General features: G+C 69.4%; 22 protein-coding genes and 1 pseudogene. 10 read left to right on the plus strand and 13 right to left on the minus strand.

All coding sequences use genetic code 11. The annotated features are described in order from the left end of the window. Positions 1 to 242: 242 nt before the first annotated feature. The 6 genes and pseudogenes from cas2e to ALI22I_RS47820 all read right to left on the minus strand — a co-directional run bounded on the left by cas2e (position 243) and on the right by ALI22I_RS47820 (position 4,523). On the minus strand, positions 243 to 602 hold the full coding sequence (gene cas2e, locus ALI22I_RS19630; RefSeq protein ID WP_077006993.1) for a type I-E CRISPR-associated endoribonuclease Cas2e: 360 nt from the start codon (positions 600 to 602) through the stop codon (positions 243 to 245). 211 nt (positions 603 to 813) lie between these two features. Then, positions 814 to 1,578: pseudogene (cas1e, locus tag ALI22I_RS19635) on the minus strand (type I-E CRISPR-associated endonuclease Cas1e); the annotation flags it as partial. 8 nt (positions 1,579 to 1,586) lie between these two features. Beyond that, positions 1,587 to 2,255, minus strand: coding sequence for a type I-E CRISPR-associated protein Cas6/Cse3/CasE (gene cas6e / locus ALI22I_RS19640; RefSeq protein ID WP_077006994.1), 669 nt, complete (start codon positions 2,253 to 2,255; stop codon positions 1,587 to 1,589). Next, positions 2,255 to 2,989, minus strand: a complete 735-nt coding sequence (gene cas5e / locus ALI22I_RS19645) for a type I-E CRISPR-associated protein Cas5/CasD (RefSeq protein ID WP_077006995.1) — start codon at positions 2,987 to 2,989, stop codon at positions 2,255 to 2,257. The genes cas6e and cas5e overlap by 1 nt, the downstream gene beginning before the upstream one ends. Next, positions 2,986 to 3,690: a type I-E CRISPR-associated protein Cas7/Cse4/CasC gene (gene cas7e, locus ALI22I_RS19650; RefSeq protein ID WP_238598463.1), complete on the minus strand. Its 705-nt coding sequence runs from the start codon at positions 3,688 to 3,690 to the stop codon at positions 2,986 to 2,988. Before cas7e ends, cas5e begins: the two co-directional genes overlap by 4 nt. Position 3,691: 1 nt before the next feature. Continuing rightward, a protein-coding gene (locus ALI22I_RS47820; protein ID WP_238598464.1) for an IS5 family transposase occupies positions 3,692 to 4,523 on the minus strand; the annotation gives its coding sequence in 2 pieces (ribosomal slippage) (positions 3,692 to 4,370 and positions 4,369 to 4,523; 834 coding nt in all). 68 nt (positions 4,524 to 4,591) lie between these two features. On the opposite strand from ALI22I_RS47820, the gene ALI22I_RS19660 reads away from it, so the two are divergent. Both ALI22I_RS19660 and ALI22I_RS19665 read left to right on the plus strand, forming a co-directional pair. Then, positions 4,592 to 6,148, plus strand: a complete 1,557-nt coding sequence (locus ALI22I_RS19660; RefSeq protein WP_238598465.1) for a tyrosine-type recombinase/integrase — start codon at positions 4,592 to 4,594, stop codon at positions 6,146 to 6,148. Beyond that, positions 6,142 to 8,361 (plus strand): tyrosine-type recombinase/integrase, encoded by a 2,220-nt coding sequence (locus ALI22I_RS19665; protein WP_238598466.1) that lies wholly within the window; start codon positions 6,142 to 6,144, stop codon positions 8,359 to 8,361. The genes ALI22I_RS19660 and ALI22I_RS19665 overlap by 7 nt, the downstream gene beginning before the upstream one ends. An 11-nt stretch (positions 8,362 to 8,372) precedes the next feature. Here the strand turns inward: ALI22I_RS19665 and ALI22I_RS19670 are convergent, their stop codons facing one another. Together ALI22I_RS19670 and ALI22I_RS19675 are read right to left on the minus strand one after the other, a co-directional pair. Then, on the minus strand, positions 8,373 to 8,600 hold the full coding sequence (locus ALI22I_RS19670; protein ID WP_238598467.1) for a hypothetical protein: 228 nt from the start codon (positions 8,598 to 8,600) through the stop codon (positions 8,373 to 8,375). A 102-nt stretch (positions 8,601 to 8,702) separates the two neighbouring features. Next, entirely contained in the window at positions 8,703 to 9,545 is an 843-nt protein-coding gene (locus tag ALI22I_RS19675; protein ID WP_179118283.1) for an aminoglycoside phosphotransferase family protein, read from the minus strand. Between the two features lie 151 nt (positions 9,546 to 9,696). Between ALI22I_RS19675 and ALI22I_RS19680 the strand changes: the two genes are divergently transcribed. From ALI22I_RS19680 to ALI22I_RS47825, 4 genes are all read left to right on the plus strand, one after another. After that, positions 9,697 to 10,383: a hypothetical protein gene (locus ALI22I_RS19680; RefSeq protein WP_077006997.1), complete on the plus strand. Its 687-nt coding sequence runs from the start codon at positions 9,697 to 9,699 to the stop codon at positions 10,381 to 10,383. After that, a complete protein-coding gene (locus tag ALI22I_RS19685; RefSeq protein WP_077006998.1) occupies positions 10,370 to 11,557 on the plus strand; it encodes a hypothetical protein in 1,188 nt (395 codons plus the stop codon). The genes ALI22I_RS19680 and ALI22I_RS19685 overlap by 14 nt, the downstream gene beginning before the upstream one ends. Next, positions 11,442 to 11,933, plus strand: a complete 492-nt coding sequence (locus ALI22I_RS19690; RefSeq protein WP_083751878.1) for a gamma-glutamylcyclotransferase family protein — start codon at positions 11,442 to 11,444, stop codon at positions 11,931 to 11,933. Before ALI22I_RS19685 ends, ALI22I_RS19690 begins: the two co-directional genes overlap by 116 nt. Positions 11,934 to 12,042: 109 nt before the next feature. Next, positions 12,043 to 12,875 (plus strand): IS5 family transposase gene (locus tag ALI22I_RS47825; RefSeq protein WP_443216950.1). Its coding sequence is split into 2 segments (ribosomal slippage): positions 12,043 to 12,384 and positions 12,387 to 12,875, totalling 831 coding nucleotides; the frame shifts between segments, so codons are not numbered across the junction. Positions 12,876 to 13,204: 329 nt separating this feature from the next. On the opposite strand, the gene ALI22I_RS19705 is transcribed toward ALI22I_RS47825, so the two are convergent. After that, positions 13,205 to 13,645, minus strand: a complete 441-nt coding sequence (locus tag ALI22I_RS19705; RefSeq protein ID WP_238598468.1) for a DUF6326 family protein — start codon at positions 13,643 to 13,645, stop codon at positions 13,205 to 13,207. A gap of 210 nt (positions 13,646 to 13,855) precedes the next feature. Between ALI22I_RS19705 and ALI22I_RS19710 the strand changes: the two genes are divergently transcribed. Continuing rightward, entirely contained in the window at positions 13,856 to 14,998 is a 1,143-nt protein-coding gene (locus tag ALI22I_RS19710) for a sensor histidine kinase (protein ID WP_077007002.1), read from the plus strand. Next, positions 14,995 to 15,651: a response regulator gene (locus tag ALI22I_RS19715; protein WP_077007003.1), complete on the plus strand. Its 657-nt coding sequence runs from the start codon at positions 14,995 to 14,997 to the stop codon at positions 15,649 to 15,651. Before ALI22I_RS19710 ends, ALI22I_RS19715 begins: the two co-directional genes overlap by 4 nt. A 939-nt stretch (positions 15,652 to 16,590) precedes the next feature. Here the strand turns inward: ALI22I_RS19715 and ALI22I_RS19720 are convergent. The 3 genes from ALI22I_RS19720 to ALI22I_RS19725 form a co-directional block, all read right to left on the minus strand. Further along, positions 16,591 to 17,256: a transposase gene (locus ALI22I_RS19720; RefSeq protein ID WP_077007004.1), complete on the minus strand. Its 666-nt coding sequence runs from the start codon at positions 17,254 to 17,256 to the stop codon at positions 16,591 to 16,593. A gap of 1,592 nt (positions 17,257 to 18,848) precedes the next feature. After that, positions 18,849 to 18,986 carry a hypothetical protein gene (locus ALI22I_RS50970; RefSeq protein WP_179118285.1) on the minus strand — a complete coding sequence of 46 codons (138 nt, stop codon included), beginning with the start codon at positions 18,984 to 18,986 and terminating at the stop codon, positions 18,849 to 18,851. A gap of 82 nt (positions 18,987 to 19,068) precedes the next feature. Then, entirely contained in the window at positions 19,069 to 20,409 is a 1,341-nt protein-coding gene (locus tag ALI22I_RS19725; RefSeq protein ID WP_143532304.1) for a tetratricopeptide repeat protein, read from the minus strand. A 614-nt stretch (positions 20,410 to 21,023) separates the two neighbouring features. Between ALI22I_RS19725 and ALI22I_RS49360 the strand changes: the two genes are divergently transcribed. Together ALI22I_RS49360 and ALI22I_RS19735 are read left to right on the plus strand one after the other, a co-directional pair. After that, the gene (locus ALI22I_RS49360) at positions 21,024 to 21,872 is read left to right on the plus strand and encodes a DddA-like double-stranded DNA deaminase toxin (protein WP_143532305.1); all 849 of its coding nucleotides are present in this window, start codon (positions 21,024 to 21,026) and stop codon (positions 21,870 to 21,872) included. Further along, complete coding sequence (locus ALI22I_RS19735) at positions 21,869 to 22,297, plus strand: Imm1 family immunity protein (protein ID WP_077007007.1); 429 nt, start codon at positions 21,869 to 21,871, stop codon at positions 22,295 to 22,297. Before ALI22I_RS49360 ends, ALI22I_RS19735 begins: the two co-directional genes overlap by 4 nt. Positions 22,298 to 22,358: 61 nt before the next feature. On the opposite strand, the gene ALI22I_RS49365 is transcribed toward ALI22I_RS19735, so the two are convergent. Further along, positions 22,359 to 23,321, minus strand: coding sequence for a phosphotransferase family protein (locus tag ALI22I_RS49365; protein ID WP_077007008.1), 963 nt, complete (start codon positions 23,319 to 23,321; stop codon positions 22,359 to 22,361). Positions 23,322 to 23,326 lie beyond the last annotated feature (5 nt).

Below are 23,326 nucleotides of genomic sequence, written 5' to 3' on the forward strand. Positions count from 1 at the left end.
GGACCACCCCCGCTCGCGCGGGGAAGACACTTCTTGACCAGCCACGTTACGACGCCGGAGCCAGTTTTAGCATCGGTTTGCTCGCGGAACCCGATAGCTGGGTGGTGTCGTGTGAGTACCTGTTGCGCTTGAGACGGGACCGCTGTCGGAGTAGCCCGGTCCGGTGAAGGGCCGCCCGCGGTCGTCAATAGATGATCTTGCCTGGTGGGCGGCGACATGGTGTCAGGGCGGGTGGCGGTGGGTCAGCGTTTGCCGTAGCGGCGTCGGCGGCCGGCTGTGCTCCAGTTTTTGCCGCCGGGTGCTTGTGTGGTGTCGTCGTCGGGTTGTGGGTCTGAGGGGCGGAGCATGAGTTGGATGCCGTCGTAGTCGACGGGGTGCCAGGTGTGGTGGTGGACTTTGAAGTCGAGTCCTTGTTCGTTGTCGGCGTGGTGGACCATGATGGCGCGCCCGGTGCGGACCATGTCGACGACTCGTGCCCACATGAGGTCGCGGACGCGTTTGCTGACTTTGCCGACGAACACGCCGGGGGAGATTTCGAGTAGCCAACGGGTGAGGTGGCCGCGGAGACCGACCGGGCAGGCCGCGACGACGATGACTGTCACAGGTCGTCGTCCTCGTCGTGGTAGTTGGTGCCGCCCGCGACGGCGCGGCCGTTGTCGTCCCAGAGCATGACGACGTTGCGGGACTCGAAGTCCGGGTCCTCGAAGGCTTCCGGCCCGTACTCGACCAGGCCGTCGTCTTCGCGGAGGAGGGTTTGATGTCGCGGACGCAGTGTTCGAGGAAGGCGCCGTCGCGCATGTGGTCGCGGACGGCGCGGCGGGTTTCGGTGCCGATGTCGGCGACGTCGCGTGCGGTGATGTCGAAGGCGACGGGGATGGTGATGTCGGCTTTGTAGAGGTCGGCGATGTCGTAGACGAAGGACCGGACGTGTCCGGTGTGGACGAAGCCGAGGCCGGGTGCGCAGCCGAGTGCGACGATGACGGCGTGGACGACGCCGTAGAGGCTGGTGTTGGCGGCGGAGAGGGCTTTGTTGACCGGTGTGCCGGAGTCGAAGTCGTCGGGGTCGTAGTCGCGGCGTTGCCAGTCGATGCCGGTGCGTGTGGCGTGTTCGCGGTAGAGGCGGCGGACGCGGGCGCCTTCGCGTCCGCGGAGTTGTTGCATGGTCAGGCCGGTGGTGTCCTCGCCGGGGAAGCGCATGGCGTACATCTCGCGGGCCACGCGCAGTCGGGTGCGGGTGTTGGACACGAGGTTGGCCTGGATCTCCAGCAGGCGGGAGGAGCGGGCCAGGGAGCGGCCGTGGGCGTAGTAGCGCACGCCGTGTTCGCCGACCCAGACGGCGGTGGAGCCGCTTTCGGCGAGCAGCACCATGGCCTGTTGGGTGACGTTGGTGCCGGGGCCGAGGAGCAGTGCGCCGAGGGTGGCGGCGGGGATGTGGACGGTTCCGCGTTTGTCGGTGGCGGTGATGGCGTTGTCGTCGCGGTTGACGACGCAGTGTTCCAGGTAGAGGAACGACAGGCGGTCCTGGGCGCGGAGGAGTTGGGAGAGCGGGACGGGGCGGGCGCCGGGGATGTCAGGCACGGGACACCTCAGGCACGGCGGACCGGGGCGAGGGTGAGCAGGCCGCAGCCGTAGCCCTTGGCCGGGCCGATGCCGTTGACCAGGGCGGCGCGTAGCGCGTCGGGGTCGGTGATGTGCAGGTGGCCTTCGAACACGGCGGTGGACAGGGTGACGTCGGCGCCCTGGCGTGTGAACGAGAGGTTCTCGCGTCCGCGGACGGCGACGTCGGGTTCCTTGTGCTCGCCGGTGGGGATGGTGAAGCCGTGCCGTTCGGTCCTGGTCAGCAGCCAGTCGGTCTGCTGGGCGACGGTGACGTGTCCGAAGCGCTGGGAGCGTGTCGCGTCGGGGTTCTTGCGGCGGCTGCCGGTGGGGTTGGCCTTGAGCCGGAACGCCCACTCCTGGCCTGCGGCCAGCGTGTCGAGCAGGGGCTGGTAGTCGCGGGTGTCCCAGGTGTGGGTGGTGGGCCAGCCGACCTGCTCGACCAGGTGGGTCAGGTCCGGGCGGTGCGGGCTGACCAGGTAGAGCATGACCTGGTGCTGCTGCCGGTCGACCCGCCACAGCACCCGCCCGCCCGATGCCGGGGCTGGGGCGGTGGTGGGGAAGGCGGCCATGACCGCGGCGTGCAGTTTCTGTGGTGAGGCGAGCAGGGCGCGGGCATCGCGGCGGGAGGGGTTGATCTCGAATCGGGTCAGGTGCATCAGCTGATCCCCTCGAACGCCGCCATCGGGTCGAACGGATCGGCCGTGGCCTGCGACGTGGTCACGGCCTGCGGGGCGCGGTAGGCCGGGTTGGGTATCGGGAACGGGTAGCGGTGGATCGAGCGCCAGCCGTAGCGGCGTTCGCGGGGGTCGAAGCTGATCGGCTCGTCCCGCACGAGTTCGGCGTCGACCGCGTCGGGCGGGCAGTCGATGACGATGTCCCGTTCCACGGTCGGGCTCTGGTGGCGGCGTTGCACCCACGGTGAGGCCAGCCACGGGTGCTGTTCCAGCCGCTCGCGCAAGGCGTCCTCGCGCAACCCGTGCAACAGCTTGCCCGCCGGCGGGCAAGAACGTCGCCCGAGGAAGAGCGGGAACACAGGCGAACGCAGCGCCTGCTCCAGACTCTCCAGCAGCGCCTGCTCACCTTCGACGGCCACGGCGAACACCGCGTCGGCCAGGTAGAAGCGGTAGGACAGCGGCATGGAGGTGGATCCGTCGCGGGTGCGGGCGGTCTGGAAGTCGCGTTCCAGCTGTCCCGGCTGGTCGATACGGACCCCGATGCGCAGGTCGAGCAGCTCTTCCAGCGGGTCGGTGCGGCGGCGGCCCTGGGCGGCGGCGAGTATCCCGAGGATGCCGCTGCGGCTGGGGGCGCGGTCGGTGTTACGGCGTACGAAGCGGCTGCTGGTGCCCCAGGACTGCAACGGGGCGCCCAGCCGCAGGAGCAGGGTGGTCACGCCTGCCCCGCCAGCCGGTCGGCGACCAGGGCACCCACCGCGCGCACGGTCGGGTCGAACGTGCCGCGCCGCGCCAACTCGGCCAGCGGGGCGACCTTCTTCTCGCCCACCCCGAACACCCACGCGTCCACCGGCTGCTCGTCGAACGCCTCGTGCAACTCGCGGGCATGCTCGGCGAGCCGCCCGATCGCGGCGACGACACGGCCTCCTTCGACGTCGTCGTCGATGGCTTCCTCGAACGCCCCGACCAGGTTGATCGACTGGGTTTCCCGGACGATGACCAGGACGGCGTCGGGCAGGGTGCGGTTGGCGAAGGTGTTCTGCTTGCCTGTCGGCATGCTGGACACGAACGCCCGCGTGAAAGCTTCCACCGCCCGTCGGGTCGCCTCGGCGTCGCCGAGGTTGTCGTGCAACCGGTCCACGTCCACAGTGGCGTAGCGGTAGAGGGTGGAGGAGTTGAACTCGACCGTGCCGATCATCCCGGCTCCGGCGTCTTCCTCGTCGTCGGCTTTCTTGTGGTCGTCCACGGCGGTGAAGTAGTCGTACTCGTTGTCCACCGCGTGCACGCTCAACGCGTGCGCGACCTGGCAGGCGGCATCGACGTTGAGGTCGGTGGCGTCGGCGACCATCCGCCCGAACAGCGACACGTCCACCGAGTGCTGCCGGTCCGCGCGTGCCCGTGCCTCCTGCTTAGACCACATCTCATTTGGAGGTGTTGTGGGTCAGCAGGCCCAGCTTGTCGGCTCGGCGGTAGCAGATCACCGCGCAGGCCAGCTGGGCGAATGCCGTGAAGTGGGCGGCCTTGCGTTCGTAACGGCGGGCCAGCCGTCGGAACCGGGAAACCCACTCCAGGGTCCGTTCGATGACGTACCGGTGGCGCCCCAACCGCTTGGCCGACTCGACGCCTCGGCGGGCGATCCGGGCGATGACGCCCCGTCTGCGCAGCTTCGCGCGGCAGACCGGGTAGTCGTAACCCTTGTCCGCGTGCAGCTTGCGCGGCCGACGACGAGGTCTGCCGACGGGTCCCTTGACCGGGGCGACGGCGTCGACCACGGCCTCCAGCAGCAGGTGGTCGTTGCGGTTGGCCGCGGAGACGACCACGGTCAGCGGGAGGCCGCCGCGCTCGCTCATCGCGTGGATCTTCGAGCCGGGTTTGCCCCGGTCGACCGGGCTGGGGCCGGTCAGGTCCCCCCCTTTGACCGCGCGGACGTGCATGCTGTCCACCGACGCCCGCGACCAGTCGATCGCCCCGGCGAAGCCGAGCAGGTCCAGCGTCGTGCGGTGCAGCCGGGTGAACACGTCCGCCTCGACCCACTCGGCGAACCGGCGATGCGCGGTGGGAGAACTGATCCCGAACGAGGCGGGCAGCGCCGACCAGGCACCCGGTCCGCAGCACGTACAGGATGGCCGCCAACACGGTCCGGTCGTCCAGCCGACGACGGCCCCCGCCCTGGTGGCGTTGCGGCACGTCGGGCAACAACGGCTTCGCCAACAGCCACAACGGCTCCGGGCACCACTTCTCCACGTCGTTCATCGTTGATCAAGATATCGCCCGCCCGGTAGCACTCCAAATGAGATGCGGTCTTAGCGGTGATCACCGGGATGACCGGACAGGAATGGCCGGCCACCCGGCGCCTGGTCGAGCAGCATTTGTTACCTCTAATGGCCGGGGCGCGGGTCCGCTACATCCAAGTCGCCCGCCGCGGCCCGCTGCAGGCCGACGGGGTGGACATCCTGTCCGACACCCGCGCGCCCGACCGGCTGCACCCGGTCGGCGCCTGGACCCTGGCCCACGAGATGTTCGACGGCGGCACCGTTCCGCAGACCACCGGCGACAGAATCTGTAGCCAGCACTTCAAGGCGTGGCCGTTGGACCTGGTCATCGCCGAGCTCACCCAGGGCCGGCCCTACCGGCAGGTCATGGGCTACGAACTGGGCGAAGAGCGCCGTGCCGAGCGGGACAAGGAGTACGACACCGAGCTGCGCACCGGCGTGTACCCGTTGCGCGAGTGGGACGGGGGCTGGGACCGCGCCCGCGCGCGGACGTTCCTGCGGAAGACCTTCGGCGTCGAGTGGATCAAGAGCGCTTGCACCTACTGTCTTATGTGGAATCTGAGCTGGCTACGTTGCTGGTTCATGATCACAGTGCGCTGGGAGCGCTATCCCTTGGTAGACCAGCATCCTGTAGCCCGTCGGTGGTTGCAGTTCACGGCGAACATCGGGCGGGCGTGGAACACGGTGGACGCCTACGGGCGTGCGGTGGATGACCATCTCGCGTTCTGCCTGACCGTCGGTGCCACTCCGGAGGCGGCGCGGCCGGATGTCTTGGCGGCGTGGATCGGCGACATGCATCAGCGGCCCAACCCCAACGGTGGTGTGGGGTTGGCGAACTCGACGATCCAGGTGCGGATCGTCGGGGTGCGGTCGTTTTATGACTTCCTTGTCGAGGAGGGGATCCGGGAACGTAATCCGGTCCGGCGTGGACAGTCCAGCCGGCGCGGTGGTCGGGCCAAGCAGGGGCTGGTGCGCAGGGTGGAGAAGGCGCCGTGGATCCCCAACGAGCACGCGTGGGACCGGATCTTGCGGGCGTGCGAGGCCGAGCCGGTGCGCAACCGGCTGATGGTGACCTTCGCCTATGACGGTGCGCTGCGCCGCGAGGAGTTGGTGTCGCTAGAGCCGGGTGACCTGGAGCCGGCCTGGTCGCTGATCCACCTGCGGGCGGAAACGACCAAGTCTCGGCGGGCTCGTGAGGTGTCGTTCGGTGCCACGTCCGCGCAGTTGTTGGTGGCCTATCTGCGGCAGCGTGGTGAGCGGTTCGGCCGGGTTGACGGCGGGTTGTTCTTGAGCGAGTCGCGTCGCAACCGAGGCGAACCGGTTGGGCGATCGAGTTGGTCGAAGATCGTGACCGGGATCGCGAAGCGGGCCGGGGTGCCGCAGCTGTCCACGCATACCTTCCGGCACCTGCGGCTGACCGACCTGGCCCGAGCCGGCTGGAGCATCGATGAGATCGCCCAGTACGCCGGCCACCGCGACCTGTCCACGACGCTGAAGTACATCCACCTGTCCGGGCGGGAGCTGGCCGCCAAGCTGCACAAGGCCACCCGCTCGCTGCACGCCGACCGCGAACGCCGTCTCGCCACACTGGTGGAGGCATGGTGACCATGCGGAACGACGAGCTGACTGCTGCCGAGCGTGAGGCACTCGCCAAGACCTACGGGCAGCCTTACCCGCGGTCCAGCCAGGCGCGCCGACGCGTGCTGCATCGGCTGCTGGAGCCGATCGACGAGGTGACCGGCCACTGGCACGAGACCGCCGTGGCCCGGGTTCGCAACGGCGTGCTGGGCCGGGTGCACAAGGTGCAGCGGCCGTACTGGTGCTGGGACGAGGCGACCTGGATCGACGTCGCCGAGCAGGCCGGCACCTGCGGCGACCGCGGCCGCCGCGGGCCGGTGGTTGCCGTGGCGAACCTGTTGGGTCTGCACCGAACGCTGCACCACCACGTGCAGGTTCAGGAGCCGCCGGTGGCCGAGTTGGTCTTCGGTCGCGACACCATGCACACCGTGATCGCCGAGGTGGTCGACACGCTGCGCTCGTGGGACGCCTCCCAGCACACCGTTGTCGGTCAGATCCCGGCCGCGTTGAGCGACCTGCTGCTCGTCTCCGGCACGCCTCGCCTCGAGGATGTCACCGAACAGCAGATCCGCACGCTGGCCGAGCGGTATCCCACAGGCGCGCGGCGCAGTGGGCTGATCAAAGTCTCCCGAGTGCTCGCGCACCAGGGCATCATCGCCAAGCCGTTGCACAACAACGATCCCCAGCGGGGGCCTCGGCCGGACACCCTGTCTACGGTGCCGCCGAGTTGGCTGGCCTGGGCGCAGCGCTGGCGGGCGCTGTCCACCCACGAACCGGGCACGATCCGGGGGATGTTCTTGGTGATCCTTATCGCCGGGCGCTGGGCGGCCGAGAAGCATCCCGAGGCGCTGGAACCACAGCTGTGGACCCGCGACATCGCCGCCGAGTACGTCGCCGACACCCTGCACGCGGTGCACGGGCAGTGGGCCGGGCACAACCGCAACACCACCAGAAAGGGCCAGCCGCTGTCGGCAGTGGGCAAGGTGCAGCGCATCGACAACCTGCGTAGTTTCTTCTGCGACCTGATCGACTGGGAGTGGATCACACCCAAGTTCGACCCGCGCAAGGTCCTCGCCGGGCCGCTGTCGGTGCGCGCGCAGATCGGGCCGAACCCGCGGATCATCGACGAGGTCTCCTGGGCCAAGCTCATGGCCGCCGGTCTGACATTGAACAGTGAGGACCTCAACGAATACGGCACACCCCGGGCGAGGGCGGCCGCCGAGGGGCGGCGTTTGTACTATCCGATCGAGATGGTCCGCGCACTGGTCGGTGCGTGGTTGTTCGCCGGGTGCCGCATCGACGAGATCCGCCGGCTCGAAGTCGACTGCGTCGATCGGGACGAGGGCCGCGATGAGAAGACCGGCGAGACGTTCCCGATCTGTCTGCTGCGGGTGCCGCAGAACAAGACCTCGAGGCCGTTCACCAAGCCGGTTGACCCGATCGTCGGCCAGCTCATCGACGCCTGGCGCCATGTCCGCCCGCCGCAACCGAAGATCGTGGACCGCAAGACCGGTGAGCACCGTGAGTTCCTGTTCTGCGTCCGCGGCCTGCAGATCGGTCGGGCCTACCTCAACGACCATGTGCTGCCCGCGCTCTGCCGCAAGGCGGGCATCCCCGAGTCCGACTCGCGTGGCGCGTTGACCAGCCACCGTGCCCGGTCCACCATCGCCACCCAACTATTGAACGCACCCGAGCCACTGTCTATCGCGGACTTGAAGGAATGGTTGGGGCACAAGCACTTCTCCAGCACCCGGCACTACGCGGCGATCCTGCAACGCCGGCTCACCGCCGCCTACCGCAAGGCCGACTACTTCGCCCGCAACGTGCGGACCATCCAGGTCCTCATCGACCGGGAGACCATCCTGTCCGGCGCCGCAACCGCCGGCGAGCAGCCCTGGAAGTACTACGACCTGGGCGATGGCTACTGCACCTACGACTTCTTCGCCAAGTGCCCACACCGGCTGGCCTGCGCACGCTGCCCCTTCTACCTGCCCAAACAGTCCAGCACTGGGCAGTTGCTGGCTGTTAAGGACGGTGTTGAGCAGATGCTCGAACGTCTCACCCTCACCGACGACGAACGCGCCGCCCTCGAAGGCGACCGCGACGCCATCGCCGCGCTGGCCGAACGCCTCGCCACGGTCCCCACCCCGGCCGGTCCGACCCCGGAGCAACTCGGCACGGACCGCGCGTTCGTCGCACTCACCGCCGTCCAGGAAAGCCTCACCGGAGAACGACCATGAACACCCAGCCGCTACTCGGATGCGTGCCCGAACAGCACCTCGCCGTCACTGCCGCCGAGCAGAAACACGAACCGGGTGAGATCAGCGCGAAGCGCAACGGAGTCGTAGGCGCGGTTTTCTACGAAGCCGCCCAGCCACGTGTCGAGTCGAGCGGCATCCGCGGCGAGCCAGTCGTGCAGGAACTGCAACAGCTCAGCGAGTTCAGCGACGTCGCCGGTGTCCAGGTTTACTGTAGGCACGGGTCCTATCTTCGGTCATCTGACGGCGCCGACATCCGAGACCTGGCGCGTGGACGCACGCACACTCTGGCTGCGAGCGACCGTTGCCTCACAACCTGCCGTCTACTCGAACAAATGCCGATTGGCCTGGCTCCAGGCAAGCCTGTTCGCCAACTCCTCGAGAAGGCCGTTGGCGACCCAGTCGACTTGGGGCTGATATCCCGCGTTAGCCAGCCTCCGGACCTGCTCGATGCCGTCCCGCTGGGCCTCGATCACCGCATCGACCAATCCCGACGTGGACGTCAGGCCGTAGACGCTGGCGAACAACTCCAAGCGGTGCCGCCGATTGGGAGAATTGGGATAACGCAGCCACCGCAGGCACTCCGCGTCGTCTCGGAAGGGGGCGACGTACTCCAAGGCGTAGGCGACATCGTGGATCCGGGTGCCAGGACGGGCGTAGTCCCAATCAAGGATTCCCACCGGCTGTTCGCCTTGCCAAACGATGTTCCAGGGACCGAAGTCGCCGTGGCAGATCAACTCGTTGCCGCCGGTGCCGCTCTCACCGGTGAACCATCTGGGCTCATCGGGTGGCCGAAAGTCGGCCACCGCATCGTGATAGTCCCGCAGCAACCGCGCAAACCTCGTCAGACCAGCATCATCGACCACCTTAGCCCAGCCCAGTGGGCCAGACTCGCCCTCCAGATACGTCAGAACCTCGCGGTCTTCCTCGTCAAGACCCAGCACACGAGGTGCATACGGGAAGCCCACAGCCTCCAGATGCCGCAGCAGAGCATGGACCGCCGGCGACCACGGGTATGTAGGCCTGCGGACAGTGTCGCCGACCCGTACGACACGCCGATGCGGCTGGTCCTGCAACAGGTCATCACCGGTCACACGCACGAACCCTACCCGCAGCCACCGGCACCCTCCCAACCATTTCCGCCACACCCCCAGCAGGAAGGCCATCGAACGGCCACCGTCCCCAAGAGATCGAGGCACGCAGCCAATCTGCAACATCGTTACCTGATATTCGCAATAACTTGCCCGTTCGCTTTGGCAAATGAGGTTGGTCGGGTGGAGACCGTGGCCCGGTTCATCGACGAGCCCGACGCCGGCGTTGCTGGCCGTCGAGCCAGACGAACCGCACCCACCGGCCCGTGAGGCCGATGTCCCGGCGGGCCTGGCACCACCGGACGACGACGCCGAGCGAGCGTGGCAACAGTTGGTCCGCCAGGCCAACGCGTCGATCGAGCTGGATGTCCAGATCAGTTTCGACATCGCTGAAGACGGCCGCGCCACTCTGACCGGACGCCACGAGTTGTTGAACCTGAGCGCCAAGCCCGTCGCGCGGCTCGCTCGTGAATTGTGGTTCGAGCACACCGACGGGCCGCTGCGCATCAGTCCGCTGTACGAGGGCGGGCACCGGGTCGCCATTCAACGCGTCCACGACACCGAGAACCTGGCCAAGTTCGCCTGCCTGGTCTCGCCCGCGATCCAGCCGGGGGAGGCGGCCGTCGTGGGGTACACCTGCGACGGCGGGAGTTTCGTCAGCGATCATTACTGGCAGCAGACAGCCTCGCGCTACATCCGGCAACTCTCGATCCGTCTCCGGCACCGAGGAGCGCGGCAACTGGTGACGTGCACCGCCGTCGAAGAGCATCCCGACGGAGCACAAAACTCGGCGACCGAGGCCCTGGAATGGGACGAGCAGGACGGCGACGTCGTGCTGACGCTGCGACGGAAGCTCCTGTTGCCGAACCAGATCATCACGCTGCGATGGGACGTTGCCCGTGGCTCTGCGTGACCAGCTCGAACAGGTGCTGCGTTCGTGGCACACCTATGAGCTCAGCAGAGGCGCGCCGGCCGTCATTGATTTCGACTGCCATCCGGCCGGGCAAGCAGCACCGGACGTGACGGACCGGCTCGAAGTCCACCGTCAGCTCGTGGAACTACGCGAAGCCGCCGCGGGTGACGCGGTTCTGTCGGAGCGCTTGGCGGCCGACCTGGCCTACCTGCGGGCTCTGCTCGGCGAACGGCTGCCGCTCGGCGACTATCTCCAGCTGACCCAAGGCTGCGCTGCCGACGGCTGGTCGGGCGAGTACATCGCCCTGCGCGGCGAGCAAGCGAGGTCTTGTCTCGCCGAACTGGGGATCGGGTGGCACGGCACCACCGACCAGGATCTTGAGTCCTTGGAGGGGCCTTTGACCCCGGACGAAGCGCCGGAGGCCATCCAGCAGGCGGCTGACGAACTGGAACCGTTGGTACGCCACGCAACCGGTGCGACCGCGGAGTTCCGCCTCCGAATCGAGACCGCCGACGTCGACGCCTACTGGGCGTACTGGCTGGATGGCGCAGGCCAGGATGTGCGGCTCCGGCTCAATCTGCGCCGGGCGCGCTTCACCACGGTCCGAGCCCGTCAGTTTGCCTTGCACGAAGTCCTGGGACATGGCTTGCAGTACGCCAGCCTCGCTGAGCGCTGCGCCAAGGATGAGGTGCCGTGGGTCCGTCTGTTGTCGGTGTTCTCGCCCCAGCAAATGGTGTTCGAGGGCTTGGCCCAGGCGATGCCCTTGTTCGTGACGCCCGATGACCCGGGCCTGACGGCCCGGGTCCGGCTTGATCACTATCTCCGGCTGGTCGAGGCCGAGTTGCATCTCGCCATCAACGAGGGGGTCAGCGCCGCGACGTGCGCGGCTCATGCCCACGCCCGCGTGCCGTTCTGGAGCGACGCCACGATTGCCGACCACCTGACCGACTACGGCACCGATCCGCTACTCCGCTCCTATCTGTGGTCCTACCCGGCCGGTATTGATTGGTTCGTGGCGTTGGCCGAGGCGCCAGGTACCGTGGCCACGGAGGTAATTCATGCCGCGTATCGCGACCCACTCACGCCGCGTGACCTCGCAGCGCGCTGGCCGGCTGGACCAGCTATCAGGGGAGACGGCTCCGCTGTTCGTCTACGGCAGCCTCCGCTTTCCTGAAGTCCTGCACACGCTCCTCGATCGCGTGCCGCCCAGCACCGTGGCCAGCGCCGAAGGGTGGCGCGTGGCCGCGCTGCGGGACCATGTCTATCCCGTGCTCGTGCCGGCCGCCGGGCACGCCGACGGGCTGCTGCTTACAGGCTTGACCAGCACCGAGTGGGCAACGCTGGATGCCTTCGAGAACGACCTCTACCACCTTCACCGCCTGCCTCTCGACAACGAGCGGACCGGATGGGCCTACGTCTGTCATGACGAGGCCGACGCGCTCCCCCACGATTGGGACGTGGCGAAGTTCGCTGATCGGGAACTGGCCTTGTACGTGGAACGCTGTCGAGAGTGGCGACGCTGGTACGAGTCGCAGACGTCGAGTCCATGATGGTCGCCCACCCGTGGGGAGCGGCTACCAGCACGCGATCTGCGAAGTCCGTTCTTTAGATCACATCTCATTTGGGTGGGTTGCCAGGTAGCCGATATTGTTGATCACGATGAGCGATGTGGAGAAGTGGTGTCCGGAGCCGTTGTGGCTCTTGGCGCGTCCGTTGTTGCCCGATGCGCCGCAACGCCACCAGGGCGGCGGTCGGCGTCGGCTGGACGACCGCGCGGTGCTGGCGTCGATCCTGTACGTGCTGCGGACCGGGTGTGCCTGGTCGGCGTTGCCGACCTCGTTCGGGGTCAGCGCCCCGACCGCGCACCGCCGGTTCACCGAGTGGGTCGAGGCGGAGGTGTTCACCCGGCTGCACGAGACGATGCTGGACCTGCTCGGCTCGGCCGGGGCGATCGACTGGTCGCGGGCGTCGGTGGACAGCATGCACGTCCGCGCGGTCAAAGGGGGGACCTGACCGGCCCCAGCCCGGTGGACCGGGGCAAGCCCGGCTCGAAGATCCACGCGATGAGCGAGCGCGGCGGCCTTCCGCTGACCGTGGTCGTCTCCGCGGCCAACCGCAACGACCACCTGGAGTCGGAGACCGTGGTGGATGCCGTCGTGCCGGTCAGGGGACCCGTCGGGCGGCCTCGGCGTCGGCCGCACAAGCTCCACGCGGACAAGGGCTATGACTACCCGGTCTGCCGAAACGGGCTGCGTCGGAGGGGTGTCACCGCCCGGATCGCCCGTCGGGGCATCGAGTCGGCCAGGCGGTTGGGACGCCACCGGTACGTCATCGAACGGACCCTGGAGTGGGTTTCCCGGTTCCGACGCCTGGCACGCCGCTACGAACGCAAGGCCGCCCACTTCACGGCATTCGCCCAGCTGGCGTGCGCGGTGATCTGCTACCGCCGAGCCGTCAAGCTGGGCCTGCTGACCCACAACACCTCCAAATGAGATGTGGTCTAAGAGCAGTTGGTGAGCTGGTGTGCCTGGATCATGACCGGGACCTCCTGGGTGTTCGTGGGGACTGGCGGACCTGATACGTCGGCTCGTCGTGGCGGGTGCCAGTGACGCGGACGACGACGTTGCCGCGCTTGGGGTCGGTGTCGACGATGCAGTGGGCCTGTGTGCGCATCCGATGACCTGACCTGCCGGTAGGGGCCTTGGAAGGCCCCTACGCGACGTCCCAGTGGTAGTTGGTGTCCCACGCCAGCAGGCCCACACCGCGGCACCGAGGCAGATGGCTCCGAACAGGACGGGGACTGAGCTTGGGTTCACGCTTGCTACTGAGCGCGAACGGTTTCACGGTCCGGGCTGGTGGCCATGGTCGCCGTGGTCGCCGACGGTGCGGTGCGGGGCCAGGTCCAGGCGTACCGCAGGATGAGGGCGAGAAGGATCACTTCCAGGGCGACGCCAAGGCCGTAGAAGTACGTCCAGGACCCGCCCACCACGTTGAATGCCGCGTAGGGGATCTGCACCGAGGCCACGATGAGGTTCGTGACGCGGTTCGCCCTGGCGGGCAGCGTCATCGACAGCACGATCATGAAGATCGGGATCGCCATGAGCGTGAGGAAGAGGACATACAACGGCTGGCTGATGTCGAACTCGAAGACGACGCCTGCCAGGATGTCCGTGACGACCCCGGGCTTGAAGAAGGCGAGAATGTCTACGTAGGCGTACAGGAACATGACGCCTGTCCACGCTGCGGCGAGCTTGGCCTTCACCGGGATCCGCGGATCTTCCAGTGTGGTGGTGGGTTGACGTGTTCTCAACGTGGGCTCCGTCGTTGTGGTGAGGATCGGTAGGCCAACGATCGCTGAGCCCGGCGGCGGGCACATCGGCATCGAGGCCGGACCCGCGACACCCGTCGGGAGGACCGGCGTCTCGTTCTTTCGGTCGGTCCCAGACGCCTCGGCGGTCCCTAGGCTGGGTGGGTGACCACCAACGCCCTGAGCTCGCTGTGGGCCGAGCCCCGCGCCACGGAAGCGCCCGAACGGGTGTCGCGCGACTGGGTGCTGGTCGGGGTGTTGATGGTGTCGGCGCTGCTCGAGGGCGTCCTCCGGGACGACGTCGCCTGGCGGCCGTTCGCGACGATCGTGGCGGTCGGACTCGCGCCGGTGCTGCTGTGGCGGCGTACCCACCCGTTGGCCTGTGTCGTGGTGGCCTTCGGCACCGCGATGGCGTTGGGACTGGCGAGCCTGCTGGGCGGGGTTCCGAGCGTGGGCCTCGACACGATGATCTACGTCCTGGTGCTCGTCTACGCGCTGGTTCGCTGGGGCTCAGGGCGCGAGATCGTGATCGGGCTGGCGGCGGTGGCGGTCGCCGCGGGAATCGGTATGGTCCCCGACCACATCGGGCCGGCCGAGGTCATCGGCGGGTTCGGCATCCTGGCCGCGGCGGCGGCGGGCGGAGCGGCGTTCCGCTACCGCGCCGAGAGCTGGCGCCGGGCGCTGGACCAGAGCCGCAGCCAGGAGCGGGTCGGCCTCGCGCGCGAGCTGCACGACATCGTCGCCCACCACGTCTCGGCGATCGCCGTGCAGGCGCAGGCGGGCCGGGCGATGGCCGGGCAGCGACCTGAGGCGGCGCTCGAGACGCTGGCGGTCATCGAGGGGGAAGCGTCGCGGACCCTCGCGGAGATGCGGGCGATGGTCCGGGTGCTGCGCGACGGAGCGCCGGCGGAGTACGCCTCCCAGCCCGGCGTCGCCGACCTGGTTTCCCTCGCCCGACGCGCCCCGGTCCCGGTCGTCGACGTGGAGTTGCCAGACGACCTGGGCGAACTTCCGCTCCAGGTCGACGCGGCGGTCTACCGGCTGGCGCAAGAGGCGCTGACCAACGCCCTGCGGCACGCCCGCGACGCCTCGCGTGTGGAGATCCGGGTCGTTGAGGGCGCGGAAAGGCTGCGACTACGCGTGACCGACGACGGGCAGATCGACCCGGCGCGGTCGGTGAACCACGGCTTCGGGCTGCTGGGGATGACCGAGCGCGTGCAGCTTCTCGGCGGCACGCTGCGTGCCGGGCCGGCGCCCGAGGGCGGGTGGACGGTCGACGCCGAACTGCCGACTAAGGTACGCCGATGACGGTGCGCGTGCTGGTGGCCGACGACCAGGATCTGGTGCGCACCGGCCTGTCGATGATCCTTGACGCGCAGCCCGACATCGAGGTCGTCGGCAAGGCCGCCGACGGCCACGCCGCCATCGAGCTGGCGCATAGGCTCCGCCCCGACGTGTGCCTGGTCGACATCCAGATGCCCGGGCTCGACGGCATCCAGGTGACCGAGCTCCTCGCGGGCCGGGGCGTCCCGGACCCGATCGCGGTAGTGGTGATCACGACATTCGACCTCGACGAGTACGTCCACGGCGCGCTCCGGGCCGGCGCCCGGGGCTTTCTGCTCAAGGACGCCGGGCCGGAGTTGCTCGTCCAGGCCGTCCATGCCGCCGCCGTCGGCGATGCACTGATCGCGCCGAACATCACCCGGCGGCTGCTGGCCACCCTCGCCGCCAGGGAACCGTCGAGCCGACGGACCCAACCGATCGAGCCGCTCACCGAACGCGAGGAGGACGTGCTGACGCTGGTCGCCCGTGGCCGCACGAACGCCGAGATCGCCGACGAGCTATTCATCGGCCTGACGACCGCCAAGACCCACGTCGCCAGCCTGCTGACCAAAATCGGCGCTCGAAACAGGGTGGAGATCGCGATGTGGGCGTACGACACCGGCCGGGTGGGGGGCTGAACCGAACCTGACGTGCATGCACGACAACTGGTTCCCGGCCGATTGGCTGCAACGCGACGGCCTGCAGTCGTCCCTGGTGCCGGCAGTGAGCTCAGGCGACGAACCTAGAGTCGACCAGCCAACGACTGGCCGCCGCATAGGCCAGTGGCGCTGTCCACTCGCCGATGACCCATGACAAGGGGTGCGGAGGATGACGCCGACGGTGGTGCCGATGAGGTAGGCGGCAACGGCCAACACAACGGGTACCACCAGCGCTGCTCCCACGGGGACGCACTGACGGCGAGTGCCACGGAGAGGTGCCTCATGATCGGGGAGGTCAGGGGCCAGAGCAGGGAACGAGATCGAGCCGCGAACAACGGCAGCAACAGGGATGCCACGAAGCCGATCAACGGAATGGTGAGGACCCCTTTCCCTTTACCGCCGACTCCACGAGAACAGTAGCGAAGCGAACACTCTCGGCACTACCCCATGGGCGGCAAGGGCAACGAGCACCGACACACGCCGACCCGACACCTCCTCGCACAGACCGAGGCAGTCCACCTGTTCGCCCTACTACGAACATCCGCTCATCAACGTAAGTCGTTTTGTGTCAAGGGATCGGCCTGTGCCGGGTCGTCGTCGTTCCCTGCATAGCGGCATGGGGTTGGTCCCGGCAGCGTGTAATCGGGTTGTGTGACGACGGGTGGGGCTGCCCGTGATGAGCGTCGAGATCACGTGGTCGTGTCTCCATGCCGCGTGGGGCTCGCCCCGGCCCTGCTCGTGGCCGCGGTCGCGCGGTTCAGGCCGCGGTGGCCGTGGCGGTCGGTGTGGCGCCGTGGGTGGCGATGTCCGGGTTCCAGCTCCGTCCGGTGGCGATGACGGCGTGCAGGTGCCGCAGGATGGCCGCCGCGATGGCGGCCTGGGCCTGGGTCGGGGTGAGTCTGTTGGTGTCGCGTCCGGTCAGGTGCCGGTAGCGGGCGGCGTAGACGGGATTGGCGCGTTGGGCGCCCCAGACCGCCCGCCAGGCGGCCAGGCGTAGCCCGGGCGGCCCTGACCGGTGAGTTTCGTGCGGCCGGTGAACGCCCCGGAGGACTTCTCCCGTGGCGCCAGGCCGGCGTGCTTGACCAGGGCGCGGGCCGAGGCGAACCGGGTCGGGTCGCCGGTCTCGGCCAGGATCGCCGCAGCCCCGAGCACCGACAGGCCGGTGATCGACCCGACCAGCACGGTCAGACCGAGCTCGTCCACGACACCGGTCATCAGCGACTCGACCTCGACCAGACTCGCACCGGCGTGGTCCCGGTCGGCCAGGAGGAACCGCACCCGTTCCAGCGCCCCGCGCCGGTGCGCGATCACCCCGGCCGGGTCGGTCAGGGCGGCGAACAGGTTGCGCACGATCCGCAGCGAGGGCTTGAGCCCGCCACGGCGGACGACCTCGCGCCGCACGGCCCGCTCGAACCGGTCCATGCCCAGGCGGCGGGTCCGTTCCAGGTCGCCGCCGTCGCGGTCGCAGACCACGGTCAGCGCGGCGAGCCAGGTACGGGACCGGAACGGCTGCCTGGCGGTGTCCAGCGCCGCCGGCCACACGCACTCCAGCAGCGACCGCATCTGCTGGACCTGGCCGGTCATCGTGACGATCAACTGGTCGCGGCGGGTGCCCAGGTGCCGCAGCCGTCCCCACGTCTCGTCGACGGGCCAGGTCGATCCCGACGATCGCGTTGCCGACCGGCACCAGCGCCCGCAGGCGGGTCAGGCGGGCGTTGCGGTTGCGATCACCCCGGGACACGCCGCTACCGTTGCCCATGAACGTCCTCCTACTGCGATGGGACACCAAGCCCGACAGCGCATCAGGAGGACGTTCCCGCGTCCAGACCAACACGCAGAACGTCTGTCTATGCCGCGAAGCGAGCATTCGAACCGTCGGGTGCTCGTGCGGTGAGAGCGGGCCTATGTGCGACCAGAGCGTCTTCGCCCCCGTAGGAGATCAACGGGCTGGAACTCGCTGGCAGTGGCATGACCGTGTCGTTGCGCACGATCGGCCGCCTCGTGGCCTGCCTCGGCTCGAACCCCCGCCGGTTCCTCGGACCCGACCGGGCGGAGAGCACAGCCCGTGAGATGCAGTTGCCGCGCCATCCAACGGAGGTCGAGGCTTATTAGAGGCCAGTGGCGGCGGCATTGCCTCCTGTCGGTTGGTGATCTCGGTACGTGCCGCCGCCCTGGCCGGACCTCGGGTGAGGCACCACCCTGCGTGAAGCTTGAGGCTGCCCCGGTAGCGGAGCTTCGGTGCCGGGCCAGCCCGATGTGCCCGGCACCGAACCGCATCCCTGCCGACCGGTGGGGTCGCCCGTCGGGTCGCCGAGGCCTTCGCGGCCGCCTGGTGCGGATGGGTGGTGCCGTCCTTCCGGCGGACTTCCTGTCGCCGCCGGGAAGCGCCGTCCCGTTGTGCGTGTCACGTGTCGCGGGCACATCGGGATGATCTGTCACGGGCTGCTCGCGGCTATGGGTAGAGCACCAGGGCGGTGTCCTCGGATGCGGCCGGCGTGACGGGCAGTCGGTGTAGCGGCACTGGACGGCGACGCCGTCCACGGGCACCGGCAGCGTTTCCCGGTGGTGCAGCCGTTGTCGGGCGTCGGGGCAGTGGGCGGGCGTGCGCTCCCGGCCCGAGGCGCGGACAGCGGCGGAATCGGCGACCGTGAGTGCGGTCATGGGTGTGGTCCAAGTCGTGTTCGGAGAGTGGGCGGCATCGACGGCGTCTGACGAAGCGGATGGGGCCGCTGGTGTCGGCCGAGCGGGTCCGTTGCCCGCGATGGTCGCGGCCGGCGACGGTCCGCCTTGCGCGGTGCTGCGGTGGACGTTGCGGGGATGCCTGGCGGTGCGGGCGGTTGAAGGTGCGTGCGGGCGGCACCATGATCACCCCGTCGGTGGTCGACCGGCCGGTGTCACCGGGGAGTGATCATGGTGCCGTCCTGATCCCGGCGGGAGCGCGGTGATTGCGGATGTCGGGGATTCCGGTCTCGCCGTGTCACTGCCGGAGCCGGGTCGCAACGCGAGTCGACCAGGACGCGGTTGCGCGCCTGGTGACGGGGCAGAGCGGCGGCGGTCGGCGGCCGTGGGCCAGGCGGGCACGCCGTTGTGCGCGTCCGGATGGTCTGTGCGGCCGCGGTGCCGTCGTGTCCGGGGCCGGACACCGGGTGGGTGTGGCGACGAACCCGCCGTGTGGTTCAGGGCCGTCCGGACCGCTTGCGGTGTTTCGGCGTGCTCGTGGTGCGGCGGTCGTCCTGCGGTGTCGGGCAGGTGATCAGGACGGCCGCGAACACCGGCAGCATGACTACGACGGAGGCCTGCTCTGTCGGGTGCATGCGTCACCACCGCGCGACGGTGCCGGGCGGCACCTTCTTCACGCTGCCGCAGTGGGTGCGTCGGAGCGGGTGTGACGGCTGCTCAGCGGTGTCGGTCTCGTGATCCAGGTCGGCGGTCGGCTGTGGTTGCGCAGCACGCGATCGCCACGCTCATGGCGTCGGCGCGGCCGCCGTGGCGCGCGGCGAGGTAGTTCGACCGGGCGGCGGTGAACCACTCGACCGCCCGGTCGGGATCGCCGGTGGCTTGGGCGCAGCGGCCGAAGGCCGCTTGGATGTCGGCCACGTGGAGCGGGGAACCCGATCGGGTGACGACCGGCAGCGCGTTCGCGAGCAGGGGGACGGCGTCGGTGGGGCGTCCGGCGCGGATGAGCACGTCCGCGAGGGTCGTGCTCACCCGGGCGTGGCCGAGGTCGTCGCCGACGGCGAGCATCAGCGTCGCGGCGTGGCCGAGGTTGATCAGGGCTTCGTCGTGCCGGTCGAGGTCGGTCAGCGCGGTGGCCAGGCTGTGGTGGCGCAGTGCGCGGCTGTGGTCGTCGTCGGCCCGTTCCAGCGAGCGGAACAGGTCCGACAGCGCCTGCTCGGTGTGGCCGGCCGCCCGTTTCGCGTGGGCGCGTGCCGACAGGGTGGTGGAGAGCACTGCCGGGTCGTTCATCGTCGTGGCGATCGTGACGGCCTCGTCGCACAACGGCAGCGCCGCTTGGTGCCTGCCCGTGTCGGTGAGGGAGATCGCCGCGCGGGCGAGGTGGTCGGCGCGGGCGAGCAGGCGTGCGCGGTGGGGCAGGGCCGGGGATCGCTGCGCGGCCTTCAGGCCGATCATCTGGGCTTCGGCCGCGCTGCGGTGGTCGCCGGTCCAGCGACTCAGGCTCCACAGGGCCTGGGCCAACCACCAGGTCAGATCGTAATCCAGCGTGAGCACCAGCGGCAGCATGCCGTGCAGGTGGCGTGCGTTGTCGGTGTACCACCGGGTGGCGTTCGTTGTGGAGTCGAAGATGTGCGTGGCTGTGGATGTCGGGAACGGGGCCGGGCGGCGGTCGTGCGGATGGATCGCCTGGTCGGCCGCGAGTGCTCGTGTCAGGAACCAGTGGATGTGGCGCAGCAGCGGATCAAACAGATCGTCGGTCGGTCCGGGGTGTCGCGCCCGGCGGATGCGGTACGCGGTTCCGCAGTCGATCGGTGTGGCGCGGCCCGCCGCTGTCAGGCGCTCCAGCACGTCTTGGGCGTCGGCGAACGAGCCTCGGATGATCCAGGCGACCAGTTCCACCGGCACCGCGGCCACGGGTTCGGTCGGCACCGACAGCACCCGCACCAGCAGTTCGGCGCGGGAAGCCGGCGCGGACCCGTCGTTGCGCGTCGTCACGTTCGTCGGGCGCCGTGGTGCGGTGGTCGCCACCGGGGCCGGAGAGGCGGGGGCGTTGGTGGGCACGACACCTCCGTGACGCGGCTTGGCGAGTCCCGAGGGACGCCTGGGGTGGCATCCGACACCGGGGGGTCGGGGGCGTGGCCATCGCTTCCGATCGAGCTGGGAGGCGGGAAGCGATCTGCGTGGGCAGGTCCGGTGTCGGATGCCGTTGATCTAGAGCCAACTCTCCGCGGGCCGGAAGGACCAGGTCGTCCAGCGGCGATGAAGCGGCAATCTTGCGGAAAACGACGTCGGCAGGCCGCCGTGCGCAGGCGGCGTGGGGCATGACGCGGCTATCGGGCCTGCCTCGCGCTCCCCGTGGTGGTCGGGTGGCTCGTTCGGGCGGTTCCGCCAGGAGTGTCGGACTCCGTGCCGCCGGGATCGGGGAGCGCGCCGTACGGCGCGACCGATCCTGATCCACACGTCGCCGACAGTGTGATCATGGTGCGGCAGAGTGCGCTGCGCGGGTATGGTCCACAGCCGGGGAGGCCGAGCGTGTCCGCGTCCACGAAGATGTCTGGTGGGTGCCGACCACTGTCCCGGGCCGGAGGTCCGTGTGGTTCACGGCCTCCCTACCCTGCTGAGGACATGACCACCGTCGATGTCGCACGGTCCGGTCGGCAACACGGCGGCGACGCGTGAGTCTTACCGCCCGATTGGGCGCGGCCGAACGCAAAGCCGACGAGGCGTTGGCGGTGCTGCGGCACGCCGAGCAGCTGTGGGCCGATGCCTACACCGGCCTGCTGGAGGCGCTGCGGGGTTCGGCACGCCACGACCTGGCCGACGAGTGGGCCGCGGGCGCCGGGGACGACTTCGACCCCGAGGATCTGTTCACGACGCTGCGGGACGCGCTCGGGGCGTGGAGAGCGGCACTGGAGACGCTGCTGACCAGGCTCCGCGAACCCGCGTCCACCACCGTCCCGCCACCACCGGGATCCGCACCCGCGCGGCCGCCCCGGCAACGACAGGACCCTGCGCGACCACCCGGACCGGCGCCGGTCCGCGCGCCGGGTCCGTGGTCGGGTGCTGTCGGCCACGCCGCCGCCCGCGACGGCTCCCGCTACCCGGTGCAGGCGCAGTGGGCCGTGGACGATCTGCCCCGTCGGGTGCGGCGCGGTGTCGAGGGCGAGACGACCGTGGGCCGGGTACGTGTGGGCGAGGTCGACCACGGCGTGATGACGTCGGGCAGGGACGGCACCTGGAACCCGGCCGTCGACGCCCGCATGGCCCGACTCGGCATTACCACGACCATGCGGTTGGGCAGGCACGTGGAGATGAAGGTCGCCCACCTGCTGGTGGACACCCCTGCGATCCACGCCGAAGTCGTGATCAACCACCAGCCGTGCGGCTCGCCGGGTTTCCAGCTGGGCACGGTCGCCTGCCACCAGGTACTGCCGAGGTACCTTCCCCGAGGTAAGACGCTGACCGTGTACGGCACGACGGCGGACGGCGAGCCGTTCGCCCAGACCTACGAAGGACTGGCATGACCGCGACCGAGCACCCATCCCTGTGGGGCGAGCAGACCGGCCAGGTCACCGTCGACGTCACCGCCTACGCCACGCCCGAGGACCTGACCCGTCTGCTGCTGGCCGCCAACCCCGCCACGGGTGCCGGCGTCGGGCGCGCGTGGTTGCTGCGGGCCGGTGTCGAGGACGACCTGCCCACGCTGGCGGTCGGGATGCGCGGCGAGGTGGGCGCGCTGGAGTGGATCGACCACGCGGGCGGCGGCCGGTTCGTCCCCGTCGACGGGCTCAATCCCGACTGGGCGGAGTACTTCCTGTGGGGCGGTATCGACCAGGGGATGCCGCCGCGGGCGGAGCTGCCGGTGCAGCGCGTGCTGGAGGCGGTGTCGGAGTTCGTCCGTACCGGCCGGCGGCCGACGAGCGTGGACTGGGTGCCCGAAACAGCGTGAGCGCACCTACCTGATCAGCCGTGCATGTCTGGGGCACCAGGGGTGTGTCGTCGGGCCTGCTCTACAGGATCCGCCATTGCTGGTTCGGGTCGTGGTCGAGTCCGTCGATGCGGCGCTGGACTTCGGCGGCCTGGGGGCTGCCGGGTGCGGACTTGCGTGCGTTGGTGGTGACCATGCGGAGTTCGCGCAGGTCTCGGAGGTCGGGGTAGCCGGGCCAGTCTCGGATGTCGCGTCCGTAGGTGTGGCAGAAGGCGTCGTAGTCGGTGTCGGGGTGGCCGAATCGGCGGCTGTGGATCTCGATGGTCATCAGGTCCCACTCGACGGGGCCGAGGGTGACGTCGTCCAGGTCGCACAGCACGGCGGGGTCTGCGGCGTGTTCGGCGTGCTGCCGGAGCCGGTCGGTGGTGTGACGCCACAGGGTGTTGCGGTGCTGGGGATCGGTGTGGACGAGCCTGGCCGTCGAGTCGGAGCACAGGGCGGTCCAGGCGGGCATCAGGCGGTCGAGGCGGTCGAGCAGCACATGTCGTTGTCGGGGGGTGAGGATGCGGCCGGCGGCGATGGAGCGGGTGATCGCGGTGTGCGGGTCGAGCGGTGGACGCGTGATCGGGGGAAGGGGAGCCTGGTGCAGGGCGTGCAGCGGCGCGGCGATGGCGCGGGTGGTCATCGGCTGCTGTTGGGGCAGGTAGTGCCACAGGGTGACCACGTGGCCGTCGATGAACAGCGGTTGAGGCAGGGTGTCCAGCAGCGTCGTGGTGGGGACGTCGTGGCGGGCCAGCCACTCGGTGAGTTCGACCAGGGCGTGGGCGTCGCGCAGGTCCTGGTCGGGATCGGGGCCGGGCCTGCCGATCTTGACCACGACCTGGTGGGGAGGTCGGCCGGCCAGGTAGACGGCGTTGCTGTGGTGGCGCAGTACACGGGTGTGGCGGCTGTCCAGGTCGGCGATGCGGCAGGCCCGCTCCAGCAGCGGGCGGGTGGAGTCGACGGTGAAGTCGCGCGCGGTCGCCTCGTACGGCCCTGAAGTCACCGCTC

The sequence above is a fragment of the Saccharothrix sp. ALI-22-I genome (assembly GCF_001984175.1).
Lineage (GTDB): Bacteria > Actinomycetota > Actinomycetes > Mycobacteriales > Pseudonocardiaceae > Actinosynnema.